22 protein-coding genes, 1 tRNA gene and 1 riboswitch are annotated in these 18,385 nt (G+C 69.0%); of the genes, 8 read left to right on the forward strand and 15 right to left on the reverse strand.

Annotation, left to right across the window (positions count from 1 at the left end; all coding sequences use genetic code 11):
- Positions 1-168 precede the first annotated feature (168 nt).
- Positions 169-2,532, forward strand: a complete 2,364-nt coding sequence (locus ABT296_RS08425; RefSeq protein WP_351924607.1) for a transglycosylase domain-containing protein — start codon at positions 169-171, stop codon at positions 2,530-2,532.
- 22 nt (positions 2,533-2,554) lie between these two features.
- On the opposite strand, the gene sugE is transcribed toward ABT296_RS08425, so the two are convergent.
- The 3 genes from sugE to ABT296_RS08440 all read right to left on the reverse strand — a co-directional run bounded on the left by sugE (position 2,555) and on the right by ABT296_RS08440 (position 3,797).
- A complete protein-coding gene (sugE, locus tag ABT296_RS08430) occupies positions 2,555-2,875 on the reverse strand; it encodes a quaternary ammonium compound efflux SMR transporter SugE (protein ID WP_351924609.1) in 321 nt (106 codons plus the stop codon).
- Between the two features lie 56 nt (positions 2,876-2,931).
- Positions 2,932-2,999, reverse strand: a riboswitch (guanidine-III (ykkC-III) riboswitch).
- Between the two features lie 71 nt (positions 3,000-3,070).
- On the reverse strand, positions 3,071-3,424 hold the full coding sequence (locus ABT296_RS08435) for a GroES family chaperonin (RefSeq protein WP_351924611.1): 354 nt from the start codon (positions 3,422-3,424) through the stop codon (positions 3,071-3,073).
- A 43-nt stretch (positions 3,425-3,467) separates the two neighbouring features.
- Positions 3,468-3,797, reverse strand: coding sequence for a DUF3618 domain-containing protein (locus ABT296_RS08440; protein WP_351924613.1), 330 nt, complete (start codon positions 3,795-3,797; stop codon positions 3,468-3,470).
- A gap of 93 nt (positions 3,798-3,890) precedes the next feature.
- Here ABT296_RS08440 and bcp point away from each other — a divergent pair, with 93 nt between their 5' ends.
- Positions 3,891-4,358, forward strand: coding sequence for a thioredoxin-dependent thiol peroxidase (gene bcp, locus ABT296_RS08445; protein WP_351924615.1), 468 nt, complete (start codon positions 3,891-3,893; stop codon positions 4,356-4,358).
- A gap of 291 nt (positions 4,359-4,649) precedes the next feature.
- Positions 4,650-4,734: transfer RNA gene (locus ABT296_RS08450), tRNA-Leu, on the forward strand.
- 49 nt (positions 4,735-4,783) lie between these two features.
- On the opposite strand, the gene rdgB is transcribed toward ABT296_RS08450, so the two are convergent.
- From rdgB to ABT296_RS08470, 4 genes are all read right to left on the reverse strand, one after another.
- Positions 4,784-5,386, reverse strand: a complete 603-nt coding sequence (gene rdgB, locus ABT296_RS08455; RefSeq protein ID WP_351924617.1) for an RdgB/HAM1 family non-canonical purine NTP pyrophosphatase — start codon at positions 5,384-5,386, stop codon at positions 4,784-4,786.
- A gap of 10 nt (positions 5,387-5,396) precedes the next feature.
- Positions 5,397-5,798, reverse strand: coding sequence for a hypothetical protein (locus tag ABT296_RS08460; RefSeq protein ID WP_351924619.1), 402 nt, complete (start codon positions 5,796-5,798; stop codon positions 5,397-5,399).
- 144 nt (positions 5,799-5,942) lie between these two features.
- Entirely contained in the window at positions 5,943-6,680 is a 738-nt protein-coding gene (gene rph / locus ABT296_RS08465) for a ribonuclease PH (protein ID WP_351924621.1), read from the reverse strand.
- A gap of 80 nt (positions 6,681-6,760) precedes the next feature.
- On the reverse strand, positions 6,761-6,994 hold the full coding sequence (locus ABT296_RS08470; RefSeq protein ID WP_351924623.1) for a PTS sugar transporter subunit IIB: 234 nt from the start codon (positions 6,992-6,994) through the stop codon (positions 6,761-6,763).
- A gap of 175 nt (positions 6,995-7,169) precedes the next feature.
- Here ABT296_RS08470 and ABT296_RS08475 point away from each other — a divergent pair, with 175 nt between their 5' ends.
- The gene (locus ABT296_RS08475) at positions 7,170-8,462 is read left to right on the forward strand and encodes a PTS transporter subunit EIIC (RefSeq protein ID WP_351924625.1); all 1,293 of its coding nucleotides are present in this window, start codon (positions 7,170-7,172) and stop codon (positions 8,460-8,462) included.
- A gap of 135 nt (positions 8,463-8,597) precedes the next feature.
- Positions 8,598-9,845 (forward strand): PTS transporter subunit EIIC, encoded by a 1,248-nt coding sequence (locus ABT296_RS08480; protein ID WP_351924627.1) that lies wholly within the window; start codon positions 8,598-8,600, stop codon positions 9,843-9,845.
- Between the two features lie 72 nt (positions 9,846-9,917).
- Here the strand turns inward: ABT296_RS08480 and ABT296_RS08485 are convergent, their stop codons facing one another.
- Entirely contained in the window at positions 9,918-10,670 is a 753-nt protein-coding gene (locus ABT296_RS08485; RefSeq protein ID WP_351924629.1) for an MBL fold metallo-hydrolase, read from the reverse strand.
- 216 nt (positions 10,671-10,886) lie between these two features.
- Here ABT296_RS08485 and ABT296_RS08490 point away from each other — a divergent pair, with 216 nt between their 5' ends.
- On the forward strand, positions 10,887-11,315 hold the full coding sequence (locus tag ABT296_RS08490; protein ID WP_351924631.1) for a type II toxin-antitoxin system PemK/MazF family toxin: 429 nt from the start codon (positions 10,887-10,889) through the stop codon (positions 11,313-11,315).
- A 36-nt stretch (positions 11,316-11,351) separates the two neighbouring features.
- On the opposite strand, the gene ABT296_RS08495 is transcribed toward ABT296_RS08490, so the two are convergent.
- From ABT296_RS08495 to clpS, 7 genes are all read right to left on the reverse strand, one after another.
- Positions 11,352-12,302 carry a PLP-dependent cysteine synthase family protein gene (locus ABT296_RS08495; protein ID WP_351924633.1) on the reverse strand — a complete coding sequence of 317 codons (951 nt, stop codon included), beginning with the start codon at positions 12,300-12,302 and terminating at the stop codon, positions 11,352-11,354.
- A 5-nt stretch (positions 12,303-12,307) separates the two neighbouring features.
- The gene (locus ABT296_RS08500; protein ID WP_269659680.1) at positions 12,308-12,586 is read right to left on the reverse strand and encodes a MoaD/ThiS family protein; all 279 of its coding nucleotides are present in this window, start codon (positions 12,584-12,586) and stop codon (positions 12,308-12,310) included.
- Positions 12,587-12,681: 95 nt separating this feature from the next.
- A complete protein-coding gene (locus ABT296_RS08505) occupies positions 12,682-12,777 on the reverse strand; it encodes a putative leader peptide (RefSeq protein ID WP_336298799.1) in 96 nt (31 codons plus the stop codon).
- Between the two features lie 87 nt (positions 12,778-12,864).
- A complete protein-coding gene (locus tag ABT296_RS08510; protein WP_351924636.1) occupies positions 12,865-13,287 on the reverse strand; it encodes a M67 family metallopeptidase in 423 nt (140 codons plus the stop codon).
- A gap of 152 nt (positions 13,288-13,439) precedes the next feature.
- Positions 13,440-14,864, reverse strand: coding sequence for an amino acid permease (locus ABT296_RS08515; protein WP_351924638.1), 1,425 nt, complete (start codon positions 14,862-14,864; stop codon positions 13,440-13,442).
- 384 nt (positions 14,865-15,248) lie between these two features.
- Positions 15,249-15,851 carry a DUF2017 domain-containing protein gene (locus tag ABT296_RS08520; RefSeq protein ID WP_351924640.1) on the reverse strand — a complete coding sequence of 201 codons (603 nt, stop codon included), beginning with the start codon at positions 15,849-15,851 and terminating at the stop codon, positions 15,249-15,251.
- A gap of 12 nt (positions 15,852-15,863) precedes the next feature.
- Complete coding sequence (clpS, locus tag ABT296_RS08525) at positions 15,864-16,181, reverse strand: ATP-dependent Clp protease adapter ClpS (RefSeq protein ID WP_351701234.1); 318 nt, start codon at positions 16,179-16,181, stop codon at positions 15,864-15,866.
- A gap of 58 nt (positions 16,182-16,239) precedes the next feature.
- On the opposite strand from clpS, the gene ABT296_RS08530 reads away from it, so the two are divergent.
- Both ABT296_RS08530 and ABT296_RS08535 read left to right on the forward strand, forming a co-directional pair.
- On the forward strand, positions 16,240-17,586 hold the full coding sequence (locus tag ABT296_RS08530; RefSeq protein WP_351924643.1) for a nicotinate phosphoribosyltransferase: 1,347 nt from the start codon (positions 16,240-16,242) through the stop codon (positions 17,584-17,586).
- A gap of 101 nt (positions 17,587-17,687) precedes the next feature.
- Positions 17,688-18,278, forward strand: a complete 591-nt coding sequence (locus ABT296_RS08535; RefSeq protein ID WP_351924645.1) for an isochorismatase family protein — start codon at positions 17,688-17,690, stop codon at positions 18,276-18,278.
- Positions 18,279-18,385: the final 107 nt, after the last annotated feature.

An 18,385-nucleotide genomic window follows, 5' to 3' on the forward strand; every position in this document is an offset into this window, starting at 1 on the left:
GCGCAGGAGCCTACGCGCAGGTGGTGACCCACGCCACGCATTTTCGCCACCCGAAGCGTGCCGTGATCCGGGAACGGAACGCTTGGTGCGAGAGTCTTCAACAGGGGGCGCAGAACGCGTACAGGTCGTACGGGAACGTATGACGACAAACAGGAGTCCGTGCACGACATGAGTGACGAGCCGCAGCCGCAGCAGCCGACCGAAGGCTGGGCACCGACAACCGAGCACCCGGAGGGGAAGAAGCCCAAGCGGCCGAAGCGAACCGGCTGGCGCCGGCTCCTCCCCACCTGGCGCATGCTGCTCGGCACCTTCGTGATCGGCGCCGCACTCCTCGCCGGACTCTTCTTCCTCGGCTACTCCATGGTCAAGATCCCGCCCGCCAACGCGCTCGCCACCAAACAGAGCAACGTCTACCTCTACGCCGACGGCACCGTCCTCGCCCGCGACGGCGAGGTCAACCGCGAGAACGTCAACCTCGCCCAGATCTCCAAGGACGCCCGCAACGCCGTACTGGCCGCCGAGGACCGCGACTTCTACAGCGAGTCCGCCATCGACCCCAAGGCCATGCTGCGCGCCGGCTGGAACACCGCCACCGGCAAGGGCAAGCAGTCCGGCTCCACCATCACCCAGCAGTACGTGAAGAACTACTACCTCGCCCAGGAACAGACCGTCACCCGCAAGGTGAAGGAGTTCTTCATCTCCGTCAAGCTGGACCGCACGGAGTCCAAGGACCAGATCCTGGAGGGCTACCTCAACACCAGCTACTTCGGCCGCAACGCCTACGGCATCCAGGCCGCCGCCCAGGCCTACTACGGCATCGACGCCACCGAACTCACCGCCGCCCAGGGCGCCTACCTCGCCGCCCTGCTCAACGCGCCCAGCGAGTACGACGTCATCGCCCGCCCCGAGAACAAGGCCGCGGCACAGGCCCGTTGGAACTACGTCCTGGACGGCATGGTCAAGGAAGGCTGGCTCCCGGAGTCCGACCGGACCGGCCTGAAGTTCCCCGTGCCGAAGGAAGGGACCGTCTCCACCAGCCTGTCCGGACAGCGCGGCTACATCGTGCGCATCGTCCAGGACCACCTCATCGCCAACAAGATCGTCGACGAGGAGCAGCTGGAGGCCGGCGGCTACCGCATCACCACCACCCTCGAACGCGACCGCCAGAACGCCTTCGTCAAAGCAGTCGACGAACAGCTGATGGACAAGCTCGACCCCAAGTCCCGCAAGGTCGACACCTACGTCCGCGCCGGCGGCGCCTCCGTCGACCCCAGGACCGGCAAGGTCGTGGCGATGTACAACGGCATCGACTACGTCAAGCAGTACACCCCCAACGCCACCCGCCGCGACTTCCAGGTCGGCTCCACCTTCAAACCGTTCGTGTTCACCTCCGCCGTCGAGAACGACTCCACCACCCAGGACGGCGTCACCATCACCCCGAACACCTACTACGACGGCACCAACGAACGCCCCGTACAGGGCTGGACGGGCGAGACCTACGGCCCCGAGAACGAGGACTACGTCTCCTACGGCGACATCACCGTCCGCGAGGCCACCGACAAGTCGGTCAACTCCGTGTACGCGCAGATGGCCGTCGACGTCGGCCCCGAGAAGGTCCGGGACACCGCCGTCGACCTGGGCCTGCCCACCGACACCCCCGACCTCCAGCCCTACCCCTCCATCGCCCTGGGCACCGCCACCGCCAGCGTCCTCGACATGGCCGAGGCCTACGCCACCCTCGCCAACCACGGCAAGCACGGCACGTACACCATGATCGAACGCGTCACCAAGGACGGCGCCGACGTCATCGACCTGCCCGAACGCAAAACCTCCCAGGTCGTCACCCGGGCCGCCGCCGACACCACCACCTCGGTGCTGCAGAGCGTCGTCGAGTCCGGCACCGCCACCGCCGCCCAGGCCGCCGGCCGCCCCGTCGCCGGCAAGACCGGCACCGCGGAGAAGGACCAGGCCGCCTGGTTCGCCGGCTACACACCCGAACTCGCCACCGTCGTCGCGGTGATGGGCCAGGACCCGGTCACCGCCGAACACAAGTCCCTGTACGGCGTGATGGGCCTGCCCCGCATCAACGGCGGCGGAGCACCCACCCAGATCTGGGCGCAGTACACCAAGGACGCCCTCAAGGGCGAACCCGTCAGCGACTTCGACCTGGAGATCCAGGAAGGCGCCGACGTCGTCCAGCAGCCGCCCAGCGAGCCCACCACCGGCCCCGACACCGGCGACCAGGACGAGGAGGGCTCCACCACCGGCGGCGACGAGACCGCCGACCCCACCCCGGGCGCCGCCGAGGGCCAGACACAGGGCCAGACGGGCGGCACCACCGACGGAGGCACCACGGACGGCGGCACCACCACCGACGGAGGCACCACCGACGGCACGACCGGCGAGACGACGACCGGAGGCACCACCGACGGCGGCACCACCGGTGAGACCACCACCGACGGCGGCACCACCGGCGGCACCATCGTGGGAACGACCGAAGGCCCCCTGACCGGCACCCGCAGGGACGACTGACCCCACCGGGGGCAGCGGCCGCTCAGTGCCCGCTGGTCGCCTTCAGACCCACCACGGCCACCAGCAGCAGACAGACGAAGAAGATCCGCGCGGCCGTCGCCGGCTCCCCCAACGCCACCATCCCCACCACCGCCGCACCGGCGGCCCCGATCCCGACCCACACCCCGTAGGCCGTACCGATCGGCAGCGAACGCGCCGCGTACGACAGCAACAGCATGCTCGCGACGATCCCGGCACCCGTGAACAGGCTGGGCACCAGACGGGTGAACCCGTCGGTGTACTTCATCCCGATCGACCAGCCCACCTCGAGCAGACCAGCGATCACCAGCAGCACCCAGGCCACGACAGACACCTCCGAGAGACAGGCCCTGCGACAGGGCCGGCGACAGAACTGACGGCGGTGCGTCGTCTTGTCCTTGTCCCGGTACGGCGCGTCTCGTCGGGGTTGCCTTCAAACCTAGCAAAGAAACGCCAAAAGAGGCTGGTGACCACGGTCACCAGCCCCTTCCAGCCTCTGATCCAGAGGCACACCACAGCCCTACAGATACAGCCCCGTCGAGTCCTCGGACCCCTCGAACCGGTCCGCGGCCACCGCGTGCAGATCGCGCTCACGCATCAGCACATAGGCCACGCCCCGCACCTCCACCTCGGCCCGGTCCTCCGGATCGAACAACACCCGGTCCCCCGGCTCGACCGTACGCACGTTCTGACCCACCGCGACCACATCGGCCCAGGCCAGCCGACGACCGACCGCCGCCGTCGCCGGAATCAGGATCCCGCCGCCCGAACGCCGCTCGCCCTCACTGGCGTCCTGCCGCACCAGAACCCGGTCGTGCAGCATCCGGATCGGCAGCTTGTCGTGCTGGGGGGTGTCACTTCTCTTGACGCTCACAACCCGAACCTACCTGCCCTCGACACGACCGTACGCAGCCGGGTCAGCGCCCGCGGCGCCGCGTCCCCACCGCCAGCAGCCCCACCACACCCACCACGAGCAGCGCCACCGGCACCACCCGCTCCAGACGCGGCGCGCCCTCCTCGTCCACGAACTGCGCCTTCACATCACTGACGACCCGATTGACCTGGACGTAGGCACGGCCCAGGGTGTGATCGACGTTGGAGGCGACCTTGGCCTTCACATCACCGACGATGGTCTTCGGGTGGACCCGCACCCCGATCTCGTCGAGCGTCTCGGCCAGCGCCTCGCGGCGGCGCTTGATGTCCGCCTCGATCTGCGCCGGGGTTCTGGTGTCCGACGTTTCCGCCACCGTACGGCCTCCGTAGTCCACTGATGCTGTTCCGGACAGTCTGTCAGTTCCGCGCGCCGCCGCACTGTCAGGACCCCCCGTTACGCTGTCGGGATGAGCGAGCGACTCCAGCCCGGGGACGTGGCCCCCGCCTTCACCCTCCCCGACGCCGACGGCAACGACGTCTCCCTCGCGGACCACAAGGGCCGCAAGGTGATCGTCTACTTCTACCCCGCGGCGCTTACCCCCGGCTGCACCAAGCAGGCCTGCGACTTCACCGACAACCTGGACCTCCTGGCCGGCGCCGGGTACGACGTCATCGGCATCTCCCCCGACGCCCCCGAGAAGCTCGCGAAGTTCCGCGAGAAGGAGTCCCTGAAGGTCACCCTGCTGGCCGACCCCGAAAAGACGGTGACCGAGTCCTACGGCGCCTACGGCGAGAAGAAGAACTACGGCAAGACCTACCTGGGCGTGATCCGCTCCACGATCGTCGTCGACGAGGAGGGCAAGATCGAACGCGCCCTCTACAACGTCCGAGCGACGGGCCACGTAGCCAAGATCATCAAGGACCTGGCCATCTGATCCGCCCCTCCCCACGGAATCGGCCCGCCCCGGCACTCGGGCGCGGGCCGTCCTCACACTCCGGACGCGGTGCTCCGACCATCGGTCTGTTGGCCCATGCGGGCGACGAGAAGGTCGCCGGGCGGAGCCGCACCGCGCGACAACGGCCGGCGGACTCCGCAGCACCCGCGTTCCAACTGTCATGCGTCGGCGGAGACATGGTGCCGTCGAAAGACGAGGGGACCCATCATCGCGCGGTCGGCTCGACCCGTACACTGAACATGACCACTCGGGCATGATGTCCGATTTGGGGCGGTCGTGGCGAAATAGGCGATACGCGCGGGCTTTAGGTGCCCGTGGGAGAAATCCCGTGTGGGTTCGAGTCCCACCGACCGCACACATGAAGAAAGAGGGGCCGCCCGACCTGGCGGCCCCTCTGCCGTCCCTCAGCCCAACAGCTCCCGAACCACCGGTACCAGGGCCCTGAAGGCCTTGCCGCGGTGGCTGATCGCGTTCTTCTCCTGCGCCGACAGCTCCGCGCAGGTGCGGGTGTCGCCGTCGGGCTGGAGGATCGGGTCGTAGCCGAAGCCGTTCGTGCCGGACGGGGCCGTGCGCAGGGTGCCGCGGAGTTGGCCCTCGACGACGCGTTCCGTGCCGTCGGGGAGGGCGAGGGCCGCGGCGCAGGCGAAGTGGGCGGCGCGGTGTTCCTCGGCGATGTCGCCGAGTTGGGCGAGCAGCAGGTCGAGGTTGGCGCGGTCGTCGCCGTGGCGGCCGGCCCAGCGGGCGGAGAAGATGCCGGGGGCGCCGTTGAGGACGTCGACGCAGAGGCCGGAGTCGTCGGCGACCGCGGGGAGGCCGGTGGCCCGGGCGAGGGCGTGGGCCTTGAGGAGGGCGTTCTCGGCGAACGTGACTCCGGTTTCGCGGACGTCGGGGATGTCGGGGTAGGCGTCCGCGCCGACGAGGTCGTGGGGCAGACCTGCGTCGGCGAGGATGGCCTTCAGCTCGGTGATCTTTCCGGCGTTGCGCGTGGCGAGGATCAGGCGGGTCATGCGTCCAGTATCAGGGGGTGCAGACCTTGGTCAGTTCGCCGGCGGCGTCGGTGACGGGGGTGAGGTCGGGGGTCTCGTCGCCGTTCTCGATGGCGGTGCGGACGTTTTCGACGGCGGCGGCGAGGTCGTCGACTGCCTTCTCGACGTCGGCGTTGTCGGTCTTGTCGCCGATCTCGCCGAGGTTCTCGTCGATGGAGGCGAGGGATTCGTCGACCTGGGTCCAGTCGTTGCCGGCGTTCTCGACGGCTTGCTGGAGGTCGGTGACGCTGTCCGCGACGGCTTCGGCGGTCTGGACGCAGTCCAGGGCCTTGCTGACGGCGTCGCAGCCGGTGGTCAGTCCGGTGGTCAGTGCTATGGCTGCCACCGTGGCGACGATGGTGGCATGGCTCCGACGGCGTCGGCTCGCGCCCATGCTGGTGTCCCTCCCGTGCTCAGGCCTTCCACAGGCCCCCGTGCCTGGCCGGGCGTACGACGGTGTGTCGTACGCCCGTACCCCTAGTGACGCGGGGGCGGTCGGCGTGGTTGCCCGTGCCGGACGCCTGTCTTGGTGCGTCCTTTACTTTTCGAGGACGGTATCAAGTGCGGTGCGCTGGATGACAGCGAGTTCCGTGCAGCCCGAAACGGCGAGGTCGAGAAGGGAGTTGAGTTCGTCGCGGGCGAAGGGTTCGGCTTCGGCGGTGCCCTGGACCTCGACGAAGCGGCCGTCGCCGGTGCAGACGACGTTCATGTCGGTGTCGGCCTTGACGTCTTCTTCGTAGCGGAGGTCGAGGAGGGGGATTCCGGCGACGATGCCGACGGAGACGGCGGAGACGGTGCCGGTGAGGGGTTGGCGTCCGGCTTTGATGAGTTTGCGGCCCTGGGCCCAGGTGATGGCGTCGGCGAGGGCGACGTAGGCGCCGGTGATGGCGGCGGTGCGGGTGCCGCCGTCGGCCTGGAGGACGTCGCAGTCGAGGACGATCGTGTTCTCGCCGAGGGCTTTGTAGTCGATGACGGCGCGCAGGGAGCGGCCGATGAGGCGGCTGATCTCGTGGGTGCGGCCGCCGATCTTGCCTCGGACGGATTCGCGGTCGCCGCGGGTGTTGGTGGCGCGGGGGAGCATGGAGTATTCGGCGGTGACCCAGCCTTCGCCGCTGCCTTTGCGCCAGCGGGGGACGCCTTCGGTGACGGAGGCGGTGCAGAAGACCTTGGTGTCGCCGAAGGAGACGAGGACGGAGCCTTCGGCGTGCTTGCTCCAGCCGCGTTCGATGGTGACGGGGCGGAGCTGTTCGGGGGTGCGGCCGTCGATTCGAGACATGGGTCCGAGCGTAGCGGGAGATATGGAAGGGGCCCCTCCCGGTAGGGGGAGGGGCCCCTTTCATGTGAACCGGGGTGGGTTCACATCATGTCTTCGATCTCGCCGGCGATGGGGTCGGCGTCGGTGCCGATGACGACCTGGACGGCGGTGCCCATCTTGACGACTCCGTGGGCGCCGGCGGCCTTGAGGGCGGCGTCGTCGACGAGGGAGGCGTCGCGGACTTCGGTGCGCAGGCGGGTGATGCAGCCTTCGACTTCTTCGATGTTCTCGATGCCACCGAGTCCGGCGACGATCTTCTCAGCCTTGCTGGCCATGTTCTTTCTCCCTGATCCGAACCGCTTTGTCGCAGTAACCCACAGTTGGCCCAACTTTGCGAGCGGTCATGCCGTGTGTGCCGAATGATGGCGATCACGACAGCGGAACCGTCCGCGACTGGTCTACACCACCTGACGGACGGTCGCCAAACCCGCTTCCAGCGAAGGGGTCCTGATGAGTGCCGACGACGCGGTGAGCCCCGCGCGGATGCGCTGGAACAGTCTGTTCCAGGGCCTGCAGAAGATGGGGCGAAGCCTTCAGTTGCCGATCGCGGTGCTGCCGGCCGCGGGCATCCTCAACCGGCTGGGTCAGCCGGATGTGTTCGGGGACGACGGGCTGGGCTGGACGAACGTGTCCAAGGTGATGGCGGGTGCCGGTGGCGCGCTGCTGGACGGTTCGCTGGGGCTGCCGATGCTGTTCTGCATCGGTGTGGCGATCGGCATGGCGAAGAAGGCGGACGGTTCGACGGCGCTGGCGGCGGTGGCGGGCTTCCTCGTCTACTACAACGTGCTGCGTCAGTTCCCCGAGGACTGTCCGCCGGACTCCGTGGCGATCATCAATGTGGGGTGCCTGGCGCCGGCCGAGGACACGGCGGCGGGCTTCTCGTACCAGAACCCGGGGGTGTTCGGCGGCATCGTGATCGGGCTGCTGGCGGCGTTCTTCTGGCAGCGGTACCACCGGACCAAGCTGGTGGACTGGCTGGGCTTCTTCAACGGGCGCCGACTGGTGCCGATCATCATGGCGTTCGTGGCGATCGGGTTCGCGGCACTGTGCCTGTGGATCTGGCCGCCGATCGGTGACGGGCTGGAGAACTTCAGCGACTGGCTGAGCGACGCCGGTTCGTGGGGTGCGGGCATCTTCGGTGTGGCGAACCGGGCGCTGCTGGTGATCGGTCTGCACCAGTTCCTGAACGTGCCCATCTGGTTCCAGTTCGGGACGTACGTGAAGCCGGACGGCACCGAGGTGCACGGTGACATCAACATGTTCCTGGCGGGTGACCCGGACGCGGGTCAGTTCACCTCGGGCTTCTTCCCGATCATGATGTTCGCGCTGCCGGCGGCGGCGTTGGCGATCACGCACTGCGCGAAGCCGCATCGGCGCAAGGAGGTCGGGGGTCTGATGCTCTCGGTGGCGCTGACGTCGTTCGTCACGGGCATCACCGAGCCGATCGAGTACTCGTTCCTGTTCATCGCGCCGTTGCTGTACGCGGTGCACGCGGTGCTGACGGGTGTGTCGATGGCGGTGACGTGGGGGCTCGGGGTGCACGACGGCTTCAGCTTCTCGGCCGGTCTCATCGACTACGTCATCAACTGGAACCTGGCGACGAAGCCGTGGCTGATCATTCCGATCGGTCTGGTCTTCGCGGTCGTGTACTACGTGATCTTCCGGTTCGCGATCACGAAGTTCGATCTGAAGACGCCCGGCCGGGAGCCGGAGGACGAGGTCGAGGACGTGACAAAGGTCTGACCTTTCACTCGCGAATAACGGTTGGGCAACCCGCGGTTCCGGCAACGGAATCGCGGGTTCCTTATGCGCTCTTCATCGTGTACAACAGGTCTACACCACTGAGTGGTGTAGACCACCACCCGATGGAGGAAGTCTATGAGCACCGCCACCGCATCGGCGGCCCCCACGAAGAAGTGGGGATCCGGCCTGTTCCAGGGCCTGCAGAAGGTCGGCCGCAGCCTCCAGCTGCCGATCGCCGTACTTCCGGCGGCGGGCATTCTGCTCCGTCTCGGCCAGGCCGACGTCCAGGAGAAGCTGAACCTGCCCGACAAGGTCACGGCGGTCTTCGCCACGGCCGGTGGCGCGATCTTCGACAACCTGCCGCTGCTGTTCTGCATCGGTGTCGCGATCGGCTTCGCCAAGAAGGCGGACGGCTCCACCGCGCTGGCCGCGCTGGTCGGCTTCCTGGTCTACAGCAACGTCCTGAAGGCGTTCCCGGTCACCGAGGCCAAGGTCCAGGCCGGCGCGGACATAGCCGCGACGTACAACAACCCCGGTGTCCTCGGCGGCATCCTGATGGGTCTGCTGTCCGCGGTGCTGTGGCAGCGCTACCACCGCAAGAAGCTGGTGGACTGGCTCGGCTTCTTCAACGGCCGCCGGCTCGTCCCGATCATCATGGCCTTCGTCGGCACCGCCATGGGCGTGCTGTTCGGTCTGGTCTGGGAGCCGATCGGCGGGGTCATCTCCGACGCCGGCGAGTGGATCACCGGTCTGGGCGCCGCGGGCGCCGGTCTGTTCGGTCTGATCAACCGTGCGCTGATCCCGATCGGCATGCACCAGTTCGTGAACACCGTCTCCTGGTTCCAGATCGGTGACTTCACCAACGCCGCCGGCGAGGTCGTCCACGGTGACCTGAACCGCTTCTTCGCCGGTGACCCGGACGCCGGTCAGTTCATGTCGGGCTTCTTCCCGATCATGATGTTCGGTCTGCCGGCCGCCGCGATCGCGATCGCGCACGCCGCCCGCCCCGAGCGCCGCAAGGCCGTGATGGGCATGATGGTCTCGCTCGCGCTGACGTCCTTCGTGACCGGTGTGACCGAGCCGATCGAGTTCTCCTTCATGTTCATCGCGCCGCTGCTGTACGTGATCCACGCGGTGCTGACGGCGCTGTCCATGGCGATCACCTGGGCGCTCGGCGTCCACGCGGGCTTCACCTTCTCCGCGGGTGCCATCGACTACGGGCTCAACTGGAGCCTGGCCACCAAGCCCTGGCTGATCATCCCGATCGGTCTGGTCTTCGCGGCGGTCTACTACGCGGTCTTCCGCTTCGCGATCGCCAAGTTCAACCTCCCCACCCCGGGCCGCGAGCCCGAGGAGGAGGTCGAGGACCTCACCAAGGCGTGAGCCCCTCCTGACCACGACGACGAGGCCCCCCGGATCTCCTCCGGGGGGCCTCGCCATGTCCTGCGCCGGACCTCAGATCTCGTACGTAGTCCTCGGCGCCGCCAGTTCCACCGGACCGTCGTAGACCTCGCGCGCGTCGGCCAGGTTGATCTGCGGGTCGGTCCACGGCGGGACGTGGGTCAGCACCAGCCGGCGGGCGCCTGCCCGGGCCGCCGTCTCCCCGGCCTCGCGGCCGTTGAGGTGGAGGTCGGGGATGTTCTCCTTGCCGTGCGTGAAGGCCGCCTCGCACAGGAACAGGTCGGTGTCACGGGCGAGTTCGTCGAGCGCGGGGGTGACGCCGGTGTCCCCGGAGTACGCCAGGGACTTCCCGCCGTGCTCGACGCGGATGCCGTACGCCTCCACCGGGTGGGCGACCCGTTCGGTGTGCACGGTGAAGGGTCCGACCTCGAAGGTGGACGGCTTGACCGTGTGGAAGTCGAAGACCTCGCTCATCGAGGAGGCGGAGGGGGTGTCGGCGTAGGCGGTGGTGAGCCGGTGCTCGGTGCCCTCGGGTCCGTAGACCGGTATCGGGGCGCAGCGGCCGCCGTCGTGCCGGTAGTAGCGGGCGACGAAGTACGCGCACATGTCGATGCAGTGGTCGGCGTGCAGATGACTCAGGAAGATCGCGTCGAGGTCGTAGAGACCGCAGTGGCGCTGCAGCTCGCCCAGGGCGCCGTTGCCCATGTCGAGGAGCAGCCGGAAGCCGTCGGCCTCTACGAGGTAGCTCGAGCAGGCCGATTCCGCGGACGGGAACGACCCCGAGCAGCCGACGACGGTGAGCTTCATGAAGCAGAAACCTCCGCTGGCGGGAAATCCGGATGATGGGGGGCGACGGGGCTCGTGCGGTGCGTCGAGCGTAAGGCGCGAAACGTCGGGTCGCTCCTCCGCCAAGGGCTGTTGTGGGGGAACTCACCTGTGGTGTCACCGGTTCGGCTGGTAGCGGGGCGCGTGAGGTGTGCGAGAGGGCGCGCGCCGTCGAGTGCGCGCCGGTAACGTCGTCGTATGGACACGTCCTGGTGGCTGGCGCTCGCGGCGGTGGTGCTGTTGGCGCTGGTCGCCGCGCTCGTGGACGGCTGGGGGCGCAGGTCCTACGGGCGGTGGACCAGGCGTCGGGCGGCGGTGCGGCCGCGGCCCACGGAGATCTGGTGGGCGAGTGTGCCGTTCGAGGACCGGCCCGGTGCGAAGGACCGGCCGTGTCTGGTGCTGGCGGTACGGGGGAAGCGGGTGCGCGTCGCCAAGATCACCAGCCGCTATCACGACGAGCGGGCCGGGGTGATCCCCCTGCCGCCGGGGGCGGTCGGCGATTCGCAGGGGCGGGCGAGCTTCCTGGAGACGGACGAGCTGCGCGAGGTTCCGGTGTGGGACTTCCGCCGGAAGGTCGGCGTGGTGGACCCGGTCCTGTGGGACCAGGTCCGGCACCTCACCGGTTAGGGCCCGTCGAAAGGGCCCTGGAACGCCCCGGGCGGGTCAGGCCCAGAGCTGGCCGTGCAGGGTCTCGATCGCTTCCTCGGTGGTGGCGGCGGTGTAGACGCCGGTGGAGAGGTACTTCCAGCCGCCGTCGGCGACGACGAAGACGATGTCGGCGCTCTCGCCGGCGGTCACGGCCTTGCGGCCGACGCCGATCGCCGCGTGCAGGGCGGCGCCGGTGGAGACGCCGGCGAAGATGCCCTCCTGCTGGAGCAGCTCGCGGGTGCGGGTGACCGCGTCGGCGGAGCCGACGGAGAAGCGGGTGGTGAGGACGGAGGCGTCGTACAGCTCCGGGACGAAGCCCTCGTCGAGGTTGCGCAGCCCGTAGACGAGGTCGTCGTAGCGCGGTTCGGCGGCGACGATCTTGACGTCGGGCTTGTGCTCGCGCAGGTAGCGGCCGACGCCCATGAGGGTGCCGGTGGTGCCGAGACCGGCCACGAAGTGGGTGACCGAGGGGAGGTCGGCGAGGATCTCCGGGCCGGTCGTCGCGTAGTGGGCGCCGGCGTTGTCCGGGTTGCCGTACTGGTAGAGCATCACCCAGTCGGGATGCTCGGCGGAGAGTTCCTTGGCGACGCGTACGGCGGTGTTGGAGCCGCCGGCGGCCGGGGAGGAGATGATCTCCGCGCCCCACATGGCGAGCAGGTCCCGGCGTTCCTGGGAGGTGTTCTCGGGCATCACGCACACGATGCGGTAGCCCTTGAGCTTGGCGGCCATGGCCAGCGAGATGCCGGTGTTGCCGCTGGTGGGTTCCAGGATGGTGCAGCCGGGGGTGAGCCGGCCGTCCTTCTCCGCCTGCTCGATCATGTGCAGGGCGGGCCGGTCCTTGACCGAGCCGGTGGGGTTGCGGTCCTCCAGCTTGGCCCAGATGCGGACGTCGGCGGACGGCGACAGCCGCGGCAGGCGCACCAGAGGGGTGTTGCCCACCGCGGCCAGCGGGGAGTCGTAGCGCATTCGGATCAGACCATGCCGCCGGCCACGGCCGGCAGGATCGTGACGCTGTCGCCGTCGGTGAGCTTGGTGTTGATGCCGTCGAGGAAGCGGACGTCCTCGTCGTTCAGGTAGACGTTGACGAAGCGGCGCAGCTGCTCGCCGTCCACGATGCGGGCCTGGATGCCCGCATGGCGGGTCTCCAGGTCGGTGAACAGGTCGGCGAGGGTGTCCCCGGAGCCCTCCACCGCCTTCTGACCGTCGGTGTACGTGCGGAGGATGGTGGGGATGCGGACCTCGATGGCCATGGCAAGGGGCTCCTGTCGGAAAAAGGGTCTGGTCTCGGTGGGCGCGCGGCGACGGCGCGCCGCGGCAGCGCGGCCGTACGGCTACAGCGGGACGGTCAACAGATGGCGCTGTTCAGCCTGCACAGGTCGACGTGCAGCCGCGCAACGAGCAGCGTGCCCGGCGCCCTGTCGCTCACGTCGAGAAGAACCATGGGGTCATCGTATCGATTCCCGGACCGGCTCCTGGAGTGTGATCTCACCCTTCGGACGGATTCCGTCCAAGCTGCGAGAAACGCAGCTCAGTACGTCTCCACGATCGCGACCTCTTCCTCGGTGACCTCGCCCTCCAGGATGCGGAAGGAGCGGAACTGGAACTCGCCGAGGCCGTCGGTGTCGGCGGTGGAGACCAGGACGTAGTGGGCGCCGGGTTCGTTGGCGTAGGTGATGTCGGTGCGGGAGGGGTGGGCCTCGGTCGCGGTGTGGGAGTGGTAGATGACCACCGGCTCCTCGTCGCGGTCGTCCATCTCGCGGTAGAGCTTGAGCAGGTCGCCGGAGTCGAACTCGTAGAAGGTGGGCGACATGGCGGCGTTCAGCATGGGGATGAAGCGCTCGGGCCGGTCGCTCCCGGCCGGCCCGGCGATGACGCCGCACGCCTCGTCGGGATGGTCCTTGCGCGCGTGCGCGACGATCTGGTCGACGAGGGCCTGGGTGATGGTCAGCATGCGAGCAGGATAGACAGAGGGCCGCCCCGTACCGAAGAGTGGTACGGGGCGGCCCAAATGCCGGACAACTGCAACGTCCCCAGGGGCGCGGGGAACTGCGCGACCAGCCACGACGGCGCCGCAGCCGAAGCCTGCACCCTCCAGCGAAGCCTCTAGCCGACCTTCTCGAACTCCGGCTCGCGCCGCTGCGTGACCTCGGGGTTGCGGGACTTCAGCACGAGCCAGCCCGCGCCCAGCGCCGCCGCCCAGCCCGCCATGACGTACAGGCAGATACGGGAGTCGGCGTCGTAGGCGATGAGGCCGGTGACGAAGAGCAGGAAGACGATGGCGACCCAGCTGCACTTCGCGCCGCCGGGGGCGGGGAAGGAGGAGGCGGGCAGGCGCCCGGCGTCGACCGCGCGGCGGTAGCGGACGTGGCTGATGAGGATCATGAGCCACGTCCAGATGCCGGCGGCGGTGGCGACGGAGACGACGTAGCCGAAGGCCTTCTCGGGGACGACGTAGTTCAGGACGACGCCGATGCCCATGAAGACGACCGAGATGCCGATGCCGAGCGCGGGCGTCTTGGTGGTGGACAGCCTGCTGAAGACCTTGGGGGCCTCGCCGTTGTCGGCCAGCGTGCGCAGCATGCGACCGGTGGAGTACATGCCCGAGTTGCAGGAGGACAGGGCGGCGGTGAGGACGACGAAGTTGACGATGCCGGCGCCGGCCGGGATGCCGATGACGGCGAAGGCCTTCACGAAGGGGCTGACGCCCTCGGCGAACTCGGTCCACTTGACGACGCAGAGGATGACGGTGAGGGCGCCGACGTAGAAGAGGGCGATCCGCCAGGGCAGGGTGTTGATGGCCTTGGGGAGGGTCTTCTCGGGGTTCTCGGACTCGCCCGCGGTGACGCCGACGAGTTCGACGGCGAGGTAGGCGAACATGACGCCCTGGAGGGTCATCAGGGAGGAGCCGATGCCCTTGGGGAAGAAGCCGTCGAAGGCCCAGAGGTTGGAGACGGCGGCGGTGTCACCGGCGGAGCTGAAGCCGAAGGTGAGGACGCCGAGGCCGATGACGATCATGCCGATCAGCGCGGTCACCTTGACCATCGAGAACCAGAACTCGATCTCGCCGAAGAGTTTCACCGAGATGAGGTTCGCGGCGAAGAGCACCAGCAGGAAGACCAGGGCCGTGACCCATTGCGGGACCTGCGGGAACCAGTAGTTGACGTAGATCGCGGCGGCCGTGAGTTCGGCCATGCCGGTGACGACCCACATCAGCCAGTACGTCCAGCCGGTGAAGTAGCCGAAGAACGGGCCGAGGAATTCGCGGGAGTACTCCGCGAAGGAGCCCGAGACGGGGCGGTACAGGAGCAGCTCACCGAGCGCCCGCATGATGAAGAAGATGATGACGCCGGCGAGGGCGTACATGAGGATGAGGCTGGGGCCGGCCTTGGCGATGTTCGCCCCGGCGCCGAGGAAGAGGCCGACGCCGATGGCGCCGCCGATGGCGATCATCTGGACCTGGCGGCTGCCGAGGCCGCGCTCGTAGCCCTCTTCCGGAGCCTTCTCCGTGTCGACCTGAGCGGAGGTCATGTGTTCGTGCGCCTTTCTCCACGCCGGACCGGGCCTTTTGTCGGCCACGGACCGGTTCTCGATCCCCCCGGATTGAATGGAGCGTTGTGCCTGACCGGCGATCTGCCGGTGAGTGGCGCACCCGGGCGGAACAAGGGTGGTGTTCGCCGGGCGGTCGTGAAGATTTATCACGGCGGCAGGATTGATCGTCCTGGCACGCTGTGGCGCATGACACAGGGAGAAGAGGGCAAAGGGGACACAAAAGGGGCACAGCACGCCGGGAGGGTGACGCGATCGTTATCCGGATTTGAGCGTCCGCTGAGCGAACACGGGCGCCCCGGAAAGGGGCGCCCGTGAGGCGTGCCAGATCCTCCGCGGGGCCCTTCGGGGGCCTGCGGAACCGGTTCAGGGCAGCAGGGTGGCGACCAGGGTCTCCTGGAGTCCGCCCAGCCAGAGGTAGGCCATCACCATCGGCTTGCGGGGGTCGTCGTCGGGGAGCCGGTAGAGCAGGTCGGTGTCGTCCTCGTCGATGATGTCCAGCCGTGAACCGATCGCCAGCCGCAGGTCGTTGAGGGCGCTGAGCCACTGCCGGGAGTCCTCGGGGGTCAGCTTCAGCACCGCGCCGCCGTCACCGGAGGAGCTGAGCCCGTCCAGGGTGCGGATCACCGCGAGGGCGTTGTCCCGCTTGCCGGCACGCAGGTCGTTCTCGGTGTAGCGGCGGAACTCGGCGGAGTGCGCGCGCTGCTCCTCGGCCTCCTCGGGGCCGGGGGTGCCCTCGGGGTCGCCGTAGGCGTCCGGGAAGAGCCGGCGCAGCACGGGGTCGGCGGGCGGCTCGCTGGGGCCGTCGGCGAAGAGTTCGGCGAGCGGGTCGTCGGGGGTGTCGCCGCCGGGTCCGGGGCCGATCAGCTCCAGGAGCTGGACGGCCAGTGACCGGATGATCGAGATCTCGACGTCGTCGAGTGCGACGGCGGCGCCGCCGCCCGGGAGCGGTTCGAAGGTTCCTGGCATCAGCGGTGGTCGCTACTTCCGGTCCTGCTGGAGGGTGGCCCACAGACCGTATCCGTGCATGGCCTGCACATCGCGTTCCATCTCCTCGCGGCTCCCGCTGGAGACGACCGCCCGGCCCTTGTGGTGGACGTCGAGCATGAGCTTGGTGGCCTTGTCCTTGGGATAGCCGAAGTACGTCTGGAAGACGTACGTCACGTAGCTCATGAGGTTGACCGGGTCGTTGTGGACGATCGTGACCCAGGGGACGTCGGGCTCGGGAACGGCGAAAACCTCTTCCGCCGACTCGGTGCGTTCGATCTCTACGGGAGCGGGTGACGTCACATGGCCCATGCTGCCACGCGCACGATAAATCGTCACACTGACGCGAAGTCGGTGTAGCATCGTCGTCATGAACACAGCGGACCTTGGGCTGCCGGTGGACGTTCCCTCTACGGCGCTCTTCACGGACCAGTACGAGCTGACCATGCTCCGGGCGGCTCTGAAGGCGGGCACGGCCGAGCGGCGGAGCGTGTTCGAGGTCTTCACCCGGCGGTTGCCGGACGGGCGCAGGTACGGCGTGGTGGCGGGCACCGGCCGGGTGCTGGACGCGGTGGAGAACTTCCGCTTCGACGCGGACGTCATCGCCTTCCTGCGCGAGCGGGCCGTCGTCGACGAGGAGACCCTCGACTGGCTGGCGGGCTACCGCTTCGGCGGCGACATCTGGGGCTACCCCGAGGGCGAGGTGTACTTCCCCGGCTCGCCGATCATGCGGGTCGAGGGCTCCTTCGCCGAGTGCGTGCTGCTGGAGACGGTGATCCTGTCGATCCTCAACCACGACTCGGCCATCGCCGCCGCGGCCTCCCGGATGTCCTCGGCGGCCGGGGAGCGGCCGCTGATCGAGATGGGGGCCCGGCGCACCCATGAGCTGGCCGCGGTCGCCGCCGCGCGCGCCGCGTACATCGGCGGCTTCGCCACCACCTCCGACCTCGCGGCCGGGTTCCGCTACGGCATCCCGACCGTCGGCACCTCCGCGCACGCCTTCACCCTGCTGCACGACCGGGAGCGGGACGCCTTCCAGGCCCAGGTGGACTCGCTCGGCCGAGGCACCACCCTGCTGGTGGACACCTACGACGTGGCCGAGGCGGTCCGTACGGCCGTGGAGGTCGCCGGGCCCGAGCTGGGCGCGGTGCGCATCGACTCCGGTGACCTGCTGCTGGTCGCGCACCGGGTGCGGCAGCAGCTGGACGAGCTGGGCGCCCGGAACACGAAGATCGTCGTGACCTCGGACCTCGACGAGTACGCCATCGCCTCGCTGGCCGCCGCGCCGGTGGACGCGTACGGAGTGGGCACCCAGCTGGTGACCGGCTCGGGGCACCCGACCTGCTCGATGGTCTACAAGCTGGTCGCCCGCGCCGAGTCCGCCGACCCGGCGGCACCGCTGGTGCCGGTGGCGAAGAAGTCCTCCGGCGGCAAGACCTCCGTCGGCGGCCGCAAGTGGGCGGCCCGCCGGCCGGACGCGTACGGCGTGGCGGAGGCCGAGGTGGTCGGCACCGGGCCGGTCCCCGAGGAGCTCGCCGACCGGCAGCTGCTGGTGGAGCTGGTCAAGGGCGGCCAGGTGGTGACCCGGGAGCCGCTGGACGTCGTACGGGACCGGCACGCGGCGGCGCGGGCGGGGCTGCCGCTGTCGGCGACACAGCTGTCGAGGGGGGAACCCGTCCTTCCGACGGAGTACCTCACCGGGCGCTCGGGTAGCTAATGCGGGTGCGCCCTCCCGCAGTGCCCTCGAAGTCCCTAGGCTCGTAAGTTCACCCTCCCCCGGTTCCGGAAGAACCGGGGGCCCATCGAAGGACGTCCACCATGCGCCGCGCCTTGATCGTCGTCGACGTGCAGAACGACTTCTGCGAGGGGGGCAGCCTCGCGGTGGCCGGCGGCGCGGATGTCGCCGCCGCCATCACCGAGCTGGTCGGGCAGGCCGCCGGCAGCGGGTACCAGCACGTCGTCGCCACCCGGGACCACCACATCGCCCCCGGCGGTCACTTCGCCGACAACCCCGACTTCGTCCGCTCCTGGCCCGCGCACTGCGTCGCCGGGACGGAGGGGGTCGGCTTCCACCCGAACTTCGCCCCCGCGGTCGCCTCCGGCGCGGTCGACGCCGTCTTCGACAAGGGGGCGTACGCGGCGGCGTACAGCGGGTTCGAGGGGGTCGACGAGAACGGCGCGACCCTGGCCGACTGGCTGCGGGCCAGGGAGGTCACCGAGGTGGACGTGGTGGGCATCGCCACGGACCACTGTGTACGGGCCACCGCCGTGGACGCCGCCCGCGAGGGCTTTCGTACGCATGTTCTGCTCGACCTGACGGCCGGTGTCGCCGAGGAGACCACCGAGCGGGCGCTGGAGGAGATGCGCACGGCCGGCGTCGAGCTCACCGGCAAGCCCGTCGTCGCCTAGGGCGTGTTTCGAAAGTCCCGTCGTCCGCCCGAAGGGCGGGCCCCGCGGCGTCTGGTGCGTGCGATCGCAAGGCGCCGGAGCGCCCTAATAGCGGAGCTATTCGGGCG

Source organism: Streptomyces sp. NPDC000983 (genome assembly GCF_040299205.1).
In the GTDB taxonomy this organism is placed as follows: Bacteria; Actinomycetota; Actinomycetes; order Streptomycetales; family Streptomycetaceae; genus Streptomyces.